Here is a 15,231-nt window from a genome sequence, read left to right as displayed (position 1 = left end):
AACCTGACCGCCCTCGTGGTGTTCGCGGCAGCTCTGTGCTGGCGCCTCGACCAGATTCGCCGCAAGGGGGGCGGACTGCAAGCAATCGCGATGACCGTCGCGATCGCTGCCCTCACGTTGGCGTTCGTCGTGTCCGGACGCACGGCGTCGCACTACATCGACGACGCCCTCTTTGCCGGTTCGGCGCGGCTGACGCTGTACGGGATGCTCGCCGTCGGAGTGGCCGCGTTGATCATCGTGTTCTTCTTCCCCGCGCCGGAGGTCACACGGGAACGGCGGGCGGGCATCGAAGCGATACCGCTGGTGGTCGCGCTCATCGGCCTGCAGATCTCCCTTGTGGTGATTCCGCCCGAACTACGCAGCGAACAGCTGGGCGACTGGACGTTCCAGACCTGGGGATTCGCCCTGTTCTACCTGATCGCCAGCGGCTACCTGATGTACGGCTTCTCCGCGTGCGTGCGCAGCGTCCGCAAGTTCTTCGCGGTTGCCGACGGTTATCTGCGGGTGTCCCTCGGCCTGCTCAGCGTCGGACTGACACTGCTGGCCGTCGGTTCGCTGGTGCAGATCGTCGCTGTTCTCGGCAGTGCGACCGGGCTGGTGGGTGCCACCTGGACGTTGCTGGGGAGCAGGACTCTCGACATCGTCGGAGTGGTCGCCTTTCTGCTGGGGATCAGCTTTCCGATGCTGCATTCGAGGTGGCGCGAACTGGTCGTCGGGCGTCGGCGGCGTCGGGACGTTGACGATCTCGCGCCGCTCTGGGAGTTGGTCACCGAGGCGATTCCAGAGGTGGTGCTGCCGGCCGGGCGGATGGGTTCGACCGAACGGCTACACCGGATGGTGGTCGAGATCCGCGACGCACTCACCCAGCTGAGTCCGCTGCTGCCGGCGGATTTCGATGCGCGGTCGCCGTCGGAACAGGTGGCCTCGCTGCGCGAGGCAGCATCTGCGTATCGCGACGCCGGTGCCGTGTCGGGCGCTGTTCGTCCGATCCTGCCCGCCGAGGGCGACGGACTCGACGCCGAGGCTGCGCCGTTGCTGGAGGTCTCGCGCGCCGTCAGCACGCCGATGCTCGCAGCATAACCGCGCGAACGCTCCGGAAAGCGATCTCGGCGGGTCAGGAGCGGGGCGAGGACTCGCTGACCGGCGGTCGCGTGTCGGCGTCGAGCGCGTCGCGATAGGAACGGTGAACACGGTGGATATAGATCGACCCGACCCCGACGAGCACCACCACCGCCGAGAGCGTTGCGGCGATCGTCACCGGCGCAGCATCGTGCAGGCCCTCGTAGAGCAGCCACGCGGCAAAGGCGAAGAACAGGAGTGACGCGCCGATTGCGATGGTGCGTTCGGGCAGGTGCCTGCCGAGCACGGCGCCCACTGCGATCGCCAGCGCGTCCGCGGCCACCATCCCCAGGGTCGAGCCGATCCACACGCCCAGCCAGTCGCTGTGCGCGGCAAGGGTGATGGTGGCCAGCATCGTCTTGTCGCCGAGCTCGGCAAGGAAGAACGACGACATCACGGCGAAGAACACCGAGACACCCACCCGATCGGCCCTGGTCTGTTCGTCGTCGTCGAGGTGATCCCCCCGCAGGGTCCACAGGCCGAAGATCAGCATCGCCAGTCCGGCGAGGATCGACATCAGATTGGCCGGTATCGAGAGGCCCAGGAAGTGTCCGAAGAACACGGACACGGCGTGGACGGCGGTGGTGGCGACGGTGATGGCCGCCAGGACGACCCACCACTTGTAGCGCAGGGCGTAGGTCATGGCCATCAGCTGCGACTTGTCGCCGAGTTCGGCGACGAAGATCACGCCGAAGCTCAGGAGAAGGGCAGCAACCATGTAGGCCAGGTTAGTGCGCACTTACTTAGCTGTGCAACACCTTGCCTGGCCGTATCTGTGCAGGTAGGGGGCACAAAATTAGAAGTGAGGGCACCCTCAAAAAAGTGTGGCGAGGCCCTATGCGGCGAGGAGCATGGCGAGCACGGCGGTGTCGGGGTCGGCGTTGGGGTCGATGCCCACCTGGTTGCGCAGCGTGACCACGGTGCCGTCGGCCTCGGCCTCTGCCCAGCCGGCGCGGTGTTCGAGGCCGAGTTCGGGCAGGCCGGGCAGCAGCACGCAGCCGGAGGCGACATCGGCGCACTCCGGCAGTGATGGTCGGGTACGCGAGGGTGGGTGCAGCATCATCAGGGCCGGAGGATTGGTGAGGAACCGCCCGGCCTCGAGGAAACTGTCGTCGACGACGTTGCCGACGGCCACCATCATCCCGACCGCCTCGTCCTCGGCCTCGTCGGGCCGGTCTTCCACCACCCCGAAGATCGTGGTGGTCGGCAGGAAGCCGGGCCGGCACGCGATACGCACGGACGCGACCAGCGTCTGTGTCCACTCCAGGGTCGATTCGGGCCAGCGACCCGAGATCAGGATTCCATTGAGCCGGCCGTCCTGGTGAAACGGGGTGAGACCGATCGGAATCGACGACTGCATCGTGAGAACCTCCGTCGCATCGAACAACCTGCCACATCGGTGGACCGGGCCGGGATCGTCGGCTCCGGTCCACTGAGAATCCACCCCGGACGAGATGTTCGACAACTGGAAACACCGTGTTGTGACGGTTCGTTTACACGCCGTAACTCCAGCCGTGTGCGAGGTGGGCGGGCGGTGACGTCGGCGGCGCCAGGCACACTGGTTCTGTGCACCACCCATCCGACGACGTTCACGCGCCCGCCGAACCGAGTTCGACGAACCCGACGCGGCGGGGTCCGCTGCACCCGTTGGAGTATGCGTGGATCGCGATCTTCGGTGGTCTGGCGGTGGCCGCCGTGGTGATCGGCTCGGTGATTCCGCTGGCCGGCGCGGTGCGGGTGCTGGCCCCGGTGCCGCTGGCGCTGGTGGCCGCGCGTACCCGGCCACGGGCGATGGTGGCCGCCACCGTGACCACCGTCGTGGTGAGTTTCGCGATGGCCGGCACCGGCGCGGCGATGTCGGTGTTCAGCGCCGCGCTCGTCGGTGGACTGGTCGGCGAGATCAAGCGCCGCGGCCGTGGTCGCGGGACGATGCTGCTCGCCGCGCTGGTGGCCGCCCCGCTGCTCGGCGGCGTGTCGGTGCTGGTGCTGCTGATCCTGGGACCGCTGCGCCGGTTGGCGCTCGAGGCCACCGGAAACACCCTCGGCGGTCTGGCCAAGTGGCTCGACAAGATCCCCGCGCTGTCCGGATTGGCCGACGCGATCGAGTCGCTGCGCGGCAGCGTGCTCGACTACTGGTGGATCTGGATCTGGGCGATGGGTGCGGTGGGCACCATCCTGACCATCGTCATCGCCTGGTGGATTCTGGGTGCGGTGGTCGACCGGCTGGCCGCCATCCCCAGCGAGGACACCCTCGACGCCGAGACCACGCTGGCCGTCGACGGTCAGGTGGCACCGCTGCCGCTGACGATGACCGGGGTCGGGTTCTCGTATCGGCCCGGCGGCCCGCAGGTGCTCGACGGTGTGAACCTGCACATCGAGCCCGGCGAGTTCGTCGCGATCGTCGGTGCCAACGGTTCCGGCAAATCGACCCTGGCCAAGATCCTGGCCGGTCGTAACCCCACGTCGGGGACGGTGGCGCGGCCCGGTTCGGCGGGGCTCGGCCGCCGCGGCGGCACCGCGATGGTGCTGCAGCGGCCCGAGACGCAGATGCTCGGTGCGCGTGTCGCCGACGACGTGGTGTGGGGGCTACCGCCCGACGCCGAGGTCGACGTCGACGAACTGCTGGGCGAGGTGGGGCTGGCCGGACTCGGTGGACGCGAGACCTCCGACCTGTCTGGTGGTCAGCAGCAGCGGCTGTCCATCGCCGCGGCGCTGGCTCGCGACCCGGCGCTGCTGATCGCCGACGAGGTGACCTCGATGGTCGACCCGTCCGGGCGCGAGGAACTCCTGGCGGTGCTCGCCGACCTACCGCGTCGTCGAGGTGTGGCCGTCGTGCTGATCACCCATCGCGCCGTGGAGGCCACCGCCGCCGACCGCGTCATTCATCTGGTGCGCGGCGCGGTGGTGCCGGAGCCGCCGGGGTGGCTCGCGGCGCACACTCCGGGTGCCGGGCTGCTTCCCGCCGCCACCGGCCATCGGGAAACGTCGTGGCGGGAACTGCATTCGGGGATCGAACCGGTGGGCTCGCCGGTGCTGGCGCTCAACGGAATCGGACACACGTATCTGCGGGGTTCACCCTGGGAGGTGCGTGCGCTGCACGACGTGACCCTCACCGTGCACCGCGGCGAGGGGCTGCTGATCGTCGGCGGCAACGGATCGGGCAAGACCACCCTCGCCTGGATCATGGCGGGACTGATCGCACCCACCGAGGGCACCTGCCTTCTCTATGGGGTCGGCAAGACCGGCGAGGGCTCGCCGGTCACCGAACACGTCGGGGAGGTGGGGCTGGCATTTCAGCACTCACGGCTGCAATTGCAGCAGCCCATCGTCGGCGACGACATCATGGCGGTCGGCGGCGAGAAGGTCGGCACCGGCGAGGTGGCACACGCGCTCGAGGCCGTCGGACTTCCGCGCGAGATCGCGGCCCGGCGTATCGACGCGCTGAGCGGCGGGCAGATGCGCCGTGTGGTGCTGGCCGGGCTGATCGCCCGCAAACCGAAGGTGCTCGTCCTCGACGAACCCCTGGCCGGCCTCGACCCGGACGCCCGCGACGAGGTGATCGCGCTGCTCGCACGGTTGCGTGCCGACGGGATGACCATCGTGATCATCTCCCACGATTTCACCTCACTCGGCCAACTGTGCACCCGCCGCGTCCTGCTGGCCGACGGCACCCTGGTGCCCGACGGCATCCCGGAGGCACCCCCGCACCCGACCGTGCCGCACCCGACCGTGCAGTACCCGTTCCCGGTGCCCGGTGAGAGGAGATCGCGATGACGATGCGTGCCATCCCGCTGCGGCAGGTGCCCGGCGATTCGATCGTCCACCGGCTCTGGGCGGGCACAAAACTGATCGTGGTGCTGGTGCTCGGCATCATGACCTGGGTGTTGCCCACCTGGCCGTCGCTGGGCTTCGTCGCCGCGGTGATGCTGCTGACCGCGGTGCTCGCGGGCATCCCCTTCGGCGCGTTGCCGCGTCCACCCTGGTGGTTCTGGGCGCTGATCGGTGTCGGCGTCGCGGTGAACGCCGCGTTCGGACTCGCGTCCGTCATCACATTTCTGCGGGCCATCACCCTGGGTCTGGTGCTGGTGGCCAGTTCGATCCTGGTGATCTGGACCACCCCGATGGCCGAGATCGCGCCGGCCATCGCACGGCTGATGTGGCCGCTGCGCAAGCTGCGGATGCCTGTCGACGAGTGGGCCGTCTCGATCGCCCTGTGCCTGCGTGGACTGCCGCTGCTGATCGAAGAATTGCGGCTGCTGATCGCGGTGCACCGGCTGCGCCCCACCGCGCCGGCACGGTCGGGTCATCCCGCGGCGGAGATGGGGATCATGGACATGGTGACCGCCGCGATGTCGTCGGCGTTGCGTCGCAGCGCCGAGATGGGTGAGGCCATCACCGCGCGCGGCGGCACCGGCCGGCTCACCGCGGAGAAGGCGGGGCCGCATCGTCGGGATGTGGTGACACTCATCGTGATCGGGATCGCCTGCGCGGTGGCCATCACGCTCACCGCGGTGCTCTGAGCCCGAATACTTCCCACCCACACACAAAGGTTGCCGTTTGCCGCGTCGTGCGCAGCAAACGGCAACCTTTGGTGTGATCCCAGTGCGGGTGGGGTCAGGCCGGAACGACCAGGCCGGGGCCCTGCTTGCTCGCGGTGGCGAAACGCTCGGCGGCGTCGGCCCAGTTCACCACGTTCCACCAGGCCTTCACGTAGTCGGGCTTGACGTTCTGGTAGTCGAGGTAGAACGCGTGCTCCCACATGTCGAGCATCACGATGGGGATGATCGCGGCGGGGATGTTGCCGCTCTGATCGGTCAGCTGCAGGATCACCAGATTGCCGGCGATGGTGTCGTAGCCCAGGATGGCCCAGCCGCTGCCCTGCAGGGTGGTGGCGGCGGAGGTGAAGTGCGCCTGGAACTTGTCGAAACCACCGAACTGCGCATCGATGGCGGCCGCGAGGTCACCCTCGGGCTTGTCGCCGCCGTCCGGCGACAGGTTCTTCCAGAAGATGGAGTGGTTGGTGTGGCCGCCGAGATGGAAGGCCAGGGTCGCCGACAGCCCGTACACCTTGTCGGCGATGGTGCCGTCCTCGCGGGCGGCCGCGAGCTTTTCCAGCGTGGTGTTGGCGCCCTTGACGTACGTCGCGTGGTGCTTGTCGTGATGGAGTTCCATGATCTTGCCGGAGATGTGCGGCTCCAGTGCCGCATAGTCGTACGGAAGATCGGGCAAGGTGTATTCAGCCACGGTAAACCTCTCTGCCACAGACTTTCTCTGGGCCACTGCCTCGGATACTGCTCTGACTTTCGCACGCGGCGAGTCGTCGCCAGAGGTGGACGAACGTGCCGCGCCGATGTCTCCACACTTCCGCAGAGCATGGGTGAATGCAACAAACCCCGGCGAACTCAGTTCAACCAGGGTTGAGGTTTGCGACTTGCCGCGATGTGCGCGGCAGGGAGTGCCGGCGAGCGCTCAGATGAGGACGAGTAGGACGAGGAGCGCGATGAGCCCGACGATGCTGAGCGCGATTCCGGTACATGCCGACCGCACGTTGTACGCCGCGCGACTGGCCCCGGGAGAGGTCGCGAGAATCCGGGTGTCGCGCGTCGAACGTGTCGTCATCGACACTCCTTCGGGTCTGCTTTCGGGTTCCGGACTGGGGCTGCATCCGGGAAGATGTCCGTCGTTCGACGGGTGAGTGAGGATTGTCACATCCGTCGGTTGTGGACATCATAAACAGACTTCGGCGCACGGCTCAAACCCGACGCCACATCCCGCGTAGGATCGTGCCATGTCTTGGCTTGACCAGCTTCTTTCCGGCCGCGCGGCGAAGACCACGCTCATTGATCCTGCGGCTGCCCTGCCCGGCCGCGAGGTGGGGGTGCGCGTCGCCGACGAGAACATCGTCCTGCATCACCCGATGCGTTTTACGCACACCGACCGCAACGGCGGCATCGGAGACCTACCCGAGGGACTCTCCGCGGTGATCGTGGCGGGCGGGTGCTTCTGGGGCATCGAGGAGATCTTCTGGCAGGTGCCCGGCGTGTACACCACCGCAGTCGGTTACGCCGGTGGCTACACCCCCAACCCGACCTATGAGGAGACCTGCACGGCCCGTACCGGGCACACGGAATCGACGCTCGTGGTGTACAACCCGGCGGTCGTCACCCTCGAAGGCATCCTGAAGGTGTTCTGGGAGAGTCACGATCCCACTCAGCAGATGCGGCAGGGCAACGACATCGGCACCCAGTACCGGTCGGCGATCTTCACTCTCGACGAGGCGGACGCGGACGTGGCGAGCCGCTCGGCGGAGACATTCGGGGAGGTTCTGCGGTCGGCGGGGCTCGGACCTGTGGCGACCGAGATCGCACCGCTGCCCGACGCAGGCGACGGCCGCTTCTACTACGCCGAGGATTACCACCAGCAGTACCTCGCGAAGAATCCACACGGATATCGCTGCCACGCGGCGACCGGGCTGACGTACCCGGCCGGCTGAGAGCGTCGATGACCGCTGACGCCTGCGCAGCGCGGATCTCCGCGGCGCAGTGGAACCGCACACTGTTGGATCGCCAGCACCTGCTCGCCCGCGTCGACGAGGATGCGATCGAGGTGATCGACCGGATCGTCGGGATGCAGTCACAAGATCCGGTGAGCGCCTTCTACGCGCTGTGGTCACGGATCGAGGGGTTCGATCCCACGGAACTCGACGATCTGCTGACCAATCGGGACGTGGTGCGGATGGTGTTGCTGCGCGGCACGGTCTTCCTCGTCGACGGTCTCGACGCGCGCTGGATTCGCCCACTGGCCCAACCCCGCATCGACGCCGGGTTTCGCACCAATCACCGCCTGGTGCGCGCCGATCCGGACGCGGTGATCGCCGACGCGGCCGAGCTGCTCGCCAAGGAGGCTCGGCGCGGTACCGACCTCGGCAAGGAACTGGCGCTACGGCATCCGGAGGAGAACCCGACCACGCTGACGGTGCTGGCCCGATGTGCGCTTCCGCTGGTCCAGATTCCGCCACGCGGGCTGTGGGGAGGCACCGGCGCCCCCACCTACCGCCTGCTCGACGACTGGATCGGTCCGGGTGAGCCCGCGCTCGTGGGCGAGGAGGCGCACCGTGAACTCATCCGCCTCTATCTCCGCGGTTTCGGGCCGGCCACCGCGAAGGCGGTCCAGACCTGGTCGGGCATCACCGGGTTGCGTCCCCTTCTGGACGCGATGGAACGCGACTGGGAGCTGGTTCGGCTGGTCGGTCCCGACGGCGAGGTGCTCTTCGACCTCGACGGTCTCGGCCTCGCCGACCCCGACGTGCCCGCGCCGGTACGGCTCATCGCACCGTTCGACCACGTGCTCGTCGCCCAGGGCGACCGAGCGCGTATCGCCGACGACGATCACTTCCGCCGGACCGTCACCGCCAACGGCCGTTCGCCCGGCTTCGTCCTCGTCGACGGGCGGCTGGCCGGCACGTGGCGCATCGCGGAGGGTGAGATCGACACCGAACTCTTCGTGTCGCTCGACCGAGCGCAACGCGCCGAGTTCGACGACGAGGTGGAGCGGCTGCGAATGTTCGCGGCGGGCACACGCACCTAGTCGCCGGTGCGGGGATTGCGGCCGGTGATGCAGTACGGCCGTCCCACTGGGTCGCGCATCACCGTCCAGGCGGGGTGACGCTCGACGACGCGCGCACCCCAGTCCTCATGCCGCGTGACCTCCTGCTCGACCGAGTTGGCCGCCATGTCGAGATGGCCCGCGGCCGTAGTCGCCGGGCCGAAGCGTAACCGTTGCAACAGGATTCCCAATGCGAGCCGCCGGTCGCGGCGTAGCCGCACCAGATCGGCGCTGCTCGTCTGCTCGGTCGGCCATCCGGTGAGTTGCGTCCAGAACACGAGTTCGCGGTCAAACGTCGCGTCGGGCACGTCGATACATACCTGGTCGATGATGCTGATGGTGTCGTCGGGCCATCGAACCGGCCGCGAGCGTGCGGCCCGTCCGTTCCACGGCACCATGCAGAAGTCGAACCCGGCCGGCGACGACAACACCAGATAGTCCGCGTGATCGGCCTGCACCGACGCCCCGAGGTCCGCGGCCTCCGCGGCCGCCGCGCGCGGGTCGTCGACGTGGAGATCGAGATGCAACGAACCGGGCCCGTCGGCGATGCGTTGGACCCGGAGGTGGGGATCGCCGCTGAAGGGCTCGAGCGTGGCGAACTCGCGGTATGCACCCCGCGGCGGCGACACGGTGCTGCCCGCGATGGCGCGCCAGAAGGTGACCTCGTCGCCGAATTGGGCGGCGGGAAAATCGAGGAACGCGGTCAGCCACCGGATGTCCACGTCGCCGAGTGTAGAGAACGCGCGCACTACACTCGATCAGATGAGTGGACCCTGGGGGCAGATCGCGAAGAAGCTGAGCCGCAAGCACACCGACAAGGTCGCAGTGGTGCGTTTCGAAGGTCCGATCGGGCACATCGGGATCGGGCGGTCGGGGCTGACCACCGATTCGGTGGAGCCGGTCCTCAAACGTGCCTTCGACACCGAATCCCTGAAGGCCGTCGTCATCATGATCAACTCGCCCGGCGGATCACCCACGCAGTCGGAGTACATCGCTGAACGCATCCGGCAGCTCGCCTCCGAGAAGGGTGTGCCGGTCCTCGCCTTCTGCGAGGACGTGGCGGCCTCGGGTGGTTACTGGATCGCGTGTGCGGCCGACGAGATCTACGCAGCGCACACCTCACTCGTCGGGTCCATCGGGGTGGTGTCGTCGGGGTTCGGGTTCGCCGACGTGCTGTCGCGGTTCGGGGTGGAGCGCAGGCTCTACACCGCGGGCGACAACAAAGCCCGACTCGACGTGTTCTCGCCGGAGCAGGAAGCCGACGTGGAGTGGCTCAAGGCGCTGCAGGAGCAATTGCACTCCGCGTTCATCGGGTGGGTCAGGCAACGGCGCGGAAAGAAGCTCAACGAGGACGAGGACCTGTTCAACGGCGACATCTGGATCGGCGAGCATGCCACCCGGGTCGGGCTCGTCGACGGCGTGGGTGTGATGCGGTCGGTGGTGGCCGAGCGCTTCCCCGATGCCGACATCGTTCCGGTCACCGCGCCCAAACCGCTGCTCGCCCGACTGATGAGCGGGCCGTCGAGCGTCGCGGACCTCAGCGAGGGCATCGTCAGCGGAACCCTCGCCGCGATGGACCGGGCGCAACGCATAACGTTCCGATAGCCGGCCGGTCCGCAGATATTCTCCACAGCTTCTGCCGAGTTATCCACAGGATGATGTGGATTTCCGCGAATCCGCAACCAATTGCGCAATTGTCCACGATGGCGAACACTTTCGCGGATTGAATGACCGGATCGGTGAGCCCGGTCACATTCGAATGGTCGACGTTGCACCGTTGTCCACAAATCCACAGTCTCATCCACAGGTCGACATCGACGGTCGGACCACTTTCGTGCCGGTTGTCAAACCGGCATGTGGATAGCATTATGCAGTCCTACATAGTCGCCGGTGGAATCCGGCTGAACTGTCAAGTCCACAAACCGCCCACCCGTGTGTGGAGTTGCGTACACGCCCGCTGCATCCGTCACGCATGTGCCACCATTGAGCGTGTGAGCATGGGCGACATTGCACAGGTGCCGGTCACTGAACTCCCCGATGATTTCACCGGCGACGACACCCGGATTCTGCTCGATGTCCGTGAGGACGACGAATGGGCGGCGGGCCACGTCAAAGGGGCCGTGCACATCCCCCTCGGCGACGTTCCGGCCCGCCTCGACGAGATCGACCTCGACGCGGACCTGCTCGTGATCTGCCACTCCAGCGGACGTTCGATGCGCGTGCTCAACTACCTGGCCCAGATGGGATTCGACGGTTCCTGCGTGCGCGGCGGCATGCTCGCCTGGCTGGAGAACGGCAAACCGGTGGAGGTCGGGGAGTCTGCGGGGTGAGCAGCTACGATCTCTGTCCCCGTTGCCGCATCCAGGCACCGCACCGACCCGGACGGGAACGGTGCCCGCGCTGTGGCGGACCGCTGAGCGTCGTCGAATCGACCCGCGCGCCCTCTCCGTATGCCCCGGCCGCGCCGGCCCGACGCCCGGGGCCGCCGGTCCGTCCGCCGGTGCCGGCGGCAGCGCGGCGTGACGCCCCGCGCACGTATCGGAGTCGGCATGTGCGCTGGGTTGCCCGCCGTCCACCGGAGTCCATCCCGCCACGACGACCCGTGCCCGACCGGGGCCCCCGCCGCATCCCGCGCTACGTCTACATCCCGCGCTGGGGACTGCGCGACGTTCCGCTCGTCCACGACGAGCGGCCCGACGCCGTCACCGCCGCGGCAGCGCGGCTGCGCTCCGCGCTGATGATCGCGTCCGCGACTCTCGCGGCCTCTGCCCTGATGCACCTGTTCCGCTACGTCCTGCTGGTGATCAACCGGGACACCCCGCTACCGGCCTGGCTGATCGCGGTGAGCGCCGTCCTAGTGTTCCTCGCCGGGATCGCCGCGCTGGGCGGCGTCGTCCTCGGGTTCTGGACGTTCACCACCTGGGTCGCTGCGGTGCGCGCCGACCGGTACCGCAGCGCCGACCGGACCGATCCGCGGCCCGCCTGGCAGCGCATCCTGCTGTCGGCGGTGCCGCTGGTGAACGTCGTCGGCGGCGGGCTGTTGTTGCACGAGGCGGCCGCCGCGGGTGCGGGGCCCTGGCGCGACACCGGCGTCGACGGTCTGCTGCGGGAGCGCCTCAACCGGCTGTGGCTGGCGTGGGCGCTGGTCAACGTCGTGGCGCTCTGGGCGGCCATCACCTGGGCGGTGTCGCTGCGTTCGGACTCCATCCAGACCGGCGCCGACGCGCTCGCCCTGGTGACCTTGTCCGCCGCGGTCTCGGCCGGCTTCGCATTCTGGGCGTCGCGACGACTCCCCGTGTTGTTCGACGCGGAGTCTGCCGCCGTCCCCGACACCCGGTGGGTGGTGGTGGGGTGACCACCGGCGAGCAGGTGTCCCGGTCGGGTAAACCCGCGGTGGTGGCCCACCGCGGGGCATCCGGTGAGGCCGCCGAGCACACCGTCGCCGCCTACGAACTCGCGCTCGCGCAAGGCGCCGACGGACTTGAATGCGATGTGCGGCTGACCTCCGACCAGGAGCTGGTGTGCATTCACGACCGCACCGTCGAGCGAACCTCGAACGGCACCGGAGTGGTGAGCGAGATGAGCCTCGCGCAACTGCGTGAGCTCGATTTCGGTGGGTGGCACGCCGCCGGCGACAAGGCGTCGGTGCTCACGCTCCGGGAGCTGCTCACCCTCACCCTCGACTGGCGGCGACCGGTGCGGCTGTTCATCGAGACCAAGCATCCGGTCCGGTTCGGCAGCCTGGTGGAACAACGGCTGCTGGAAGTGCTGAACGAATTCGGCGTCGGCACCCCTCCGTCCGCCGACCACAGTCGCGCGGTGGTGATCTCGTTCTCCTCCGCCGGGGTGTGGCGGGTGCGCCGCAACGCGCCGATCCTGCCGACGATCCTGCTCGGTGACACCGCACGGGTGCTGGGCGGTTCGGCAGCCACCGCGGTGGGCGCGACCGGCATCGGACCGTCGATCGAAACGCTGCGGCTGCATCCCGAGATCGTCGACAAGGCCGCTGCCGCCGGCCGGGTCACCTACTGTTGGACCGTCAACGAACTCGCCGACGTCCAACTGTGCGCCGACCTGGGCGTGCGGTGGCTCGCGACGGATCACCCGGCAAAGGTGCGTGACTGGCTGGTGACCGTCGACTGATGTCGCCGGCTGCGATCTCGGCGCGCAGGGCGGCCGCGCGTCCGCTGGTCGACGACATGAGAGGGTGGACCGATGGCCAAGAAGAGCAAACGGGGATCGGGCCCGCGTCCCGGCAGTAATCGCGCCGAGCGGGTCGCGGCGCGCAAGGCACGCCAACTCGCGTCGATGGCGCCTCCGCCGCGTCCGTTCGCGGGGCTGGCCGCCGAATGCGACCTGGTGGCGCTGCGCTCGTTCGTTCCCTCGGCGACGGCGCGTCTGGACCTGATCGAGCCGGGACCGCCGGAGCCCGAGGTGACTTCCGTGATGCCCGACGACAACGCACAGCGTGTTCCACCCCCACCCGGTACCCGCAACGAGGTCACCCTGGCCACGATTCTGCCGGGCGCGGTGGCCGGGATGGTTCGCGAATCACGCGGCGCACCAGAGGGTTTGGCCGCCCTGCAGACCGATCCGGAACCCGCCGACCTCAATCACGCTCTGGCGGCAGCTATTTCGTGGGCGGCGCATGCGACGCCCGGGTCGGAACTACGCAGCGCCGACACGGCCGACGACGCCGGATCGTTGAGTGATGTTCTCGCCGTGGATGCCCCGCTGGACATCATCGTCCACGGCGACTTCTCCTGGTGGTTCGCACCGGGCGTGGAGGCACCGCCGGAAGTGGCCGCGATGCTCGAACGTGCCAACGAGACCGTGCTGCCCAGCGCGCGGTTGCATCCCAAGAGCGAGGTCGGGGCACCGTGGTGGGTCGACGCCGGCGAGCGTGCGCACCTGCGCTGGGTGCGCCCCGAACCGGAGGACGACCTGATGAACGCGTTGGCCCGGCTGCACGCGGCCGGTCGACTCACGTTGGGGGAGGGTTCCCGGTTCGCCGGGTCGTTCCGCACGCTGGGCCTGCTCGTACCGGTCTTCGACCTGGACAACGAGATGCACCACGAGGAGTGGTACCCCGGGCTGGATCAGCTCGACACCTGGCTCGGCGAGGCCCTGGCGCAGACCGGGGACCTCACCATCGACGAGCGCAGCTCGCGAGACGGAATCCGCGGGCGTCAGGTGACGCTGCGCTGACGCCTGCCCCCAGGATCGCGCGCTGCCTTCGGCCCGTCGCCGGAGTGTGTTATCGTAGAACATACGTTCGATACGACGGGTTGGGGGTGAGGTTCATGTCGGCGGCACCGGAGGTGATCACCCGGTTGCATGCGGTGCTTGATGAGATCGCGGCCGCCGATGTGTCGTCGTGGAGTGATGACGAACTCGTCGCCGCGGCCACCGAACTCGAACGTGCCCATCATCGGGTGCCGGCCGTGGGCAACCGGGCGTTGGTGGAGATCTCTGATCGTGATATCCCCCGCCGACGCGGATTCCGCAGTGTGATCGCGTTCTTCTCCCACGCGCTGCGGATCACCGAACCGGTTCGCCGTAAACGGCTCCTCGAACACACCGCCCACTTTCATTCGGCCACCGGGCAACTGTTGGCACCGTCGTGTCCGACGTTGGCCGAGAAGTGCGCCGACGGCAGCGCCGGGATGTCCCACGCTCTGGTGGTCCTCGACGTCCTCGACAAGATCCCCGCCGCCACACCCCACGATGTGCGGGTGGCCGCCGAGCAGACGATGAGCCACTATGCGGGCACTTTGAGTCCACCCGAACTCGGGCAGGTCGGGGCACGATTGTTGGCCCATCTCGATCCCGACGGTCACCTCACCGACGACAACGACCGCGCCCGCCGCCGCAACCTGTGGCTCAACCGTCAAGACACCCAGTTGATGTCGAAACTCAACGGTCACCTCGATCCACACACCCGCGCCCTGTTCGACGTGGTCCTCGACGCGTGGGGAAAGCGGGCCTCAACAATCCCGACGACGACGCATCGCCACGAGGACCCGTCGGGGATGCCGACCCCCGCCAACTCGCCGACGCCGCAGGCCGCGACACCCGGTCGCAGGCACAACGCAACCACGACGCGCTACGCGCCCTGCTCACCGCGGTACTCGCCGAGGGGACGCTCGGCAAGAGTCACCGGGGACTGTCCGTGCAGGTGATCATCAAGATCGACGAGAAAGACCTGCGCCGCCACGCCGGACTGGGTACCACTGCTTCCGGGGCGCTGCTCCCGATCTCCGACGTCATCGCGCTGGCCGCCCACTCACAGCAGTACCTGGCCGTGTTCGCCGACCACACCACAGTCCCGCTGTATCTGGGGCGCTCGCGTCGACTCGCCTCCCTGGGACAACGATTGGCGTCATTCGCCTCCGAGGGCGGCGAGATGTGTTCGGCACCCGACTGCACCCAACCGGCCACCCGCGTGGAAATCCATCACGCCCGCAAAGACTGGGCCGACGGCGGACTCACCGACATCGACTCCCT

At 68.1% G+C, this 15,231-nt stretch carries 16 protein-coding genes and 1 pseudogene; 12 read left to right on the top strand and 5 right to left on the bottom strand.

The annotated features are described in order from the left end of the window. The first annotated feature begins 15 nt into the window (after positions 1 to 15). Positions 16 to 1,080 (top strand): MAB_1171c family putative transporter, encoded by a 1,065-nt coding sequence (locus ACWDTD_RS17345; RefSeq protein WP_449748376.1) that lies wholly within the window; start codon positions 16 to 18, stop codon positions 1,078 to 1,080. Positions 1,081 to 1,114: 34 nt separating this feature from the next. Here ACWDTD_RS17345 and ACWDTD_RS17340 read toward each other — a convergent pair whose 3' ends face one another. Together ACWDTD_RS17340 and ACWDTD_RS17335 are read right to left on the bottom strand one after the other, a co-directional pair. Continuing rightward, positions 1,115 to 1,837, bottom strand: coding sequence for a TMEM165/GDT1 family protein (locus ACWDTD_RS17340; RefSeq protein ID WP_449748375.1), 723 nt, complete (start codon positions 1,835 to 1,837; stop codon positions 1,115 to 1,117). Positions 1,838 to 1,954: 117 nt separating this feature from the next. Beyond that, entirely contained in the window at positions 1,955 to 2,479 is a 525-nt protein-coding gene (locus ACWDTD_RS17335) for a peptidase (RefSeq protein WP_449748374.1), read from the bottom strand. 206 nt (positions 2,480 to 2,685) lie between these two features. Here ACWDTD_RS17335 and ACWDTD_RS17330 point away from each other — a divergent pair, with 206 nt between their 5' ends. Continuing rightward, positions 2,686 to 4,893: an ABC transporter ATP-binding protein gene (locus ACWDTD_RS17330; protein ID WP_449748373.1), complete on the top strand. Its 2,208-nt coding sequence runs from the start codon at positions 2,686 to 2,688 to the stop codon at positions 4,891 to 4,893. Then, positions 4,890 to 5,639, top strand: coding sequence for an energy-coupling factor transporter transmembrane component T family protein (locus ACWDTD_RS17325; protein ID WP_449748372.1), 750 nt, complete (start codon positions 4,890 to 4,892; stop codon positions 5,637 to 5,639). Before ACWDTD_RS17330 ends, ACWDTD_RS17325 begins: the two co-directional genes overlap by 4 nt. A gap of 94 nt (positions 5,640 to 5,733) precedes the next feature. On the opposite strand, the gene ACWDTD_RS17320 is transcribed toward ACWDTD_RS17325, so the two are convergent. Both ACWDTD_RS17320 and ACWDTD_RS17315 read right to left on the bottom strand, forming a co-directional pair. Continuing rightward, positions 5,734 to 6,363, bottom strand: a complete 630-nt coding sequence (locus tag ACWDTD_RS17320; RefSeq protein WP_449748371.1) for a superoxide dismutase — start codon at positions 6,361 to 6,363, stop codon at positions 5,734 to 5,736. 225 nt (positions 6,364 to 6,588) lie between these two features. Beyond that, positions 6,589 to 6,738: a hypothetical protein gene (locus tag ACWDTD_RS17315; RefSeq protein WP_449748370.1), complete on the bottom strand. Its 150-nt coding sequence runs from the start codon at positions 6,736 to 6,738 to the stop codon at positions 6,589 to 6,591. A gap of 169 nt (positions 6,739 to 6,907) precedes the next feature. Here ACWDTD_RS17315 and msrA point away from each other — a divergent pair, with 169 nt between their 5' ends. Continuing rightward, a complete protein-coding gene (gene msrA / locus ACWDTD_RS17310) occupies positions 6,908 to 7,612 on the top strand; it encodes a peptide-methionine (S)-S-oxide reductase MsrA (protein ID WP_449748369.1) in 705 nt (234 codons plus the stop codon). Positions 7,613 to 7,620: 8 nt separating this feature from the next. Next, complete coding sequence (locus ACWDTD_RS17305) at positions 7,621 to 8,706, top strand: winged helix DNA-binding domain-containing protein (RefSeq protein ID WP_449748368.1); 1,086 nt, start codon at positions 7,621 to 7,623, stop codon at positions 8,704 to 8,706. On the opposite strand, the gene ACWDTD_RS17300 is transcribed toward ACWDTD_RS17305, so the two are convergent. Next, positions 8,703 to 9,446: a VOC family protein gene (locus ACWDTD_RS17300; RefSeq protein WP_449748367.1), complete on the bottom strand. Its 744-nt coding sequence runs from the start codon at positions 9,444 to 9,446 to the stop codon at positions 8,703 to 8,705. The genes ACWDTD_RS17305 and ACWDTD_RS17300 overlap by 4 nt on opposite strands. Positions 9,447 to 9,486: 40 nt before the next feature. On the opposite strand from ACWDTD_RS17300, the gene ACWDTD_RS17295 reads away from it, so the two are divergent. From ACWDTD_RS17295 to ACWDTD_RS17265, 7 genes and pseudogenes are all read left to right on the top strand, one after another. Then, on the top strand, positions 9,487 to 10,329 hold the full coding sequence (locus tag ACWDTD_RS17295; protein ID WP_449748366.1) for a S49 family peptidase: 843 nt from the start codon (positions 9,487 to 9,489) through the stop codon (positions 10,327 to 10,329). Between the two features lie 392 nt (positions 10,330 to 10,721). Continuing rightward, positions 10,722 to 11,054, top strand: coding sequence for a rhodanese-like domain-containing protein (locus ACWDTD_RS17290; protein WP_449748365.1), 333 nt, complete (start codon positions 10,722 to 10,724; stop codon positions 11,052 to 11,054). Positions 11,055 to 11,326: 272 nt separating this feature from the next. Next, positions 11,327 to 12,079, top strand: coding sequence for a DUF4328 domain-containing protein (locus tag ACWDTD_RS17285; RefSeq protein ID WP_449748364.1), 753 nt, complete (start codon positions 11,327 to 11,329; stop codon positions 12,077 to 12,079). Further along, a complete protein-coding gene (locus ACWDTD_RS17280; protein ID WP_449748363.1) occupies positions 12,076 to 12,867 on the top strand; it encodes a glycerophosphodiester phosphodiesterase family protein in 792 nt (263 codons plus the stop codon). Before ACWDTD_RS17285 ends, ACWDTD_RS17280 begins: the two co-directional genes overlap by 4 nt. A gap of 72 nt (positions 12,868 to 12,939) precedes the next feature. Beyond that, positions 12,940 to 13,932: a DUF5926 family protein gene (locus ACWDTD_RS17275; protein WP_449748362.1), complete on the top strand. Its 993-nt coding sequence runs from the start codon at positions 12,940 to 12,942 to the stop codon at positions 13,930 to 13,932. A gap of 95 nt (positions 13,933 to 14,027) precedes the next feature. After that, a pseudogene (locus ACWDTD_RS17270) lies at positions 14,028 to 14,639 on the top strand (DUF222 domain-containing protein); the annotation flags it as partial. Beyond that, positions 14,603 to 15,231: DUF222 domain-containing protein (locus ACWDTD_RS17265; RefSeq protein WP_449748361.1), on the top strand; the 629-nt coding region annotated here is incomplete at its 3' end. The pseudogene ACWDTD_RS17270 and the gene ACWDTD_RS17265, both read left to right, overlap by 37 nt.

The sequence above is a fragment of the Gordonia sp. NPDC003425 genome (assembly GCF_053588635.1).
Note: the sequence above shows the minus strand (reverse complement) of the source record. Positions and strands in the feature narration are given on the sequence as shown.

Coding starts and splice junctions, on each gene's coding strand:
- ACWDTD_RS17340 (WP_449748375.1), bottom strand. CDS start 1,837: ATGGTTGCTGCCCTTCTCCTGAGCTTCGGCGTGATCTTCGTCGCCGAA.
- ACWDTD_RS17335 (WP_449748374.1), bottom strand. CDS start 2,479: ATGCAGTCGTCGATTCCGATCGGTCTCACCCCGTTTCACCAGGACGGC.
- ACWDTD_RS17325 (WP_449748372.1), top strand. CDS start 4,890: ATGACGATGCGTGCCATCCCGCTGCGGCAGGTGCCCGGCGATTCGATC.
- ACWDTD_RS17315 (WP_449748370.1), bottom strand. CDS start 6,738: ATGACGACACGTTCGACGCGCGACACCCGGATTCTCGCGACCTCTCCC.
- msrA (WP_449748369.1), top strand. CDS start 6,908: ATGTCTTGGCTTGACCAGCTTCTTTCCGGCCGCGCGGCGAAGACCACG.
- ACWDTD_RS17305 (WP_449748368.1), top strand. CDS start 7,621: ATGACCGCTGACGCCTGCGCAGCGCGGATCTCCGCGGCGCAGTGGAAC.
- ACWDTD_RS17295 (WP_449748366.1), top strand. CDS start 9,487: ATGAGTGGACCCTGGGGGCAGATCGCGAAGAAGCTGAGCCGCAAGCAC.
- ACWDTD_RS17290 (WP_449748365.1), top strand. CDS start 10,722: ATGGGCGACATTGCACAGGTGCCGGTCACTGAACTCCCCGATGATTTC.
- ACWDTD_RS17275 (WP_449748362.1), top strand. CDS start 12,940: ATGGCCAAGAAGAGCAAACGGGGATCGGGCCCGCGTCCCGGCAGTAAT.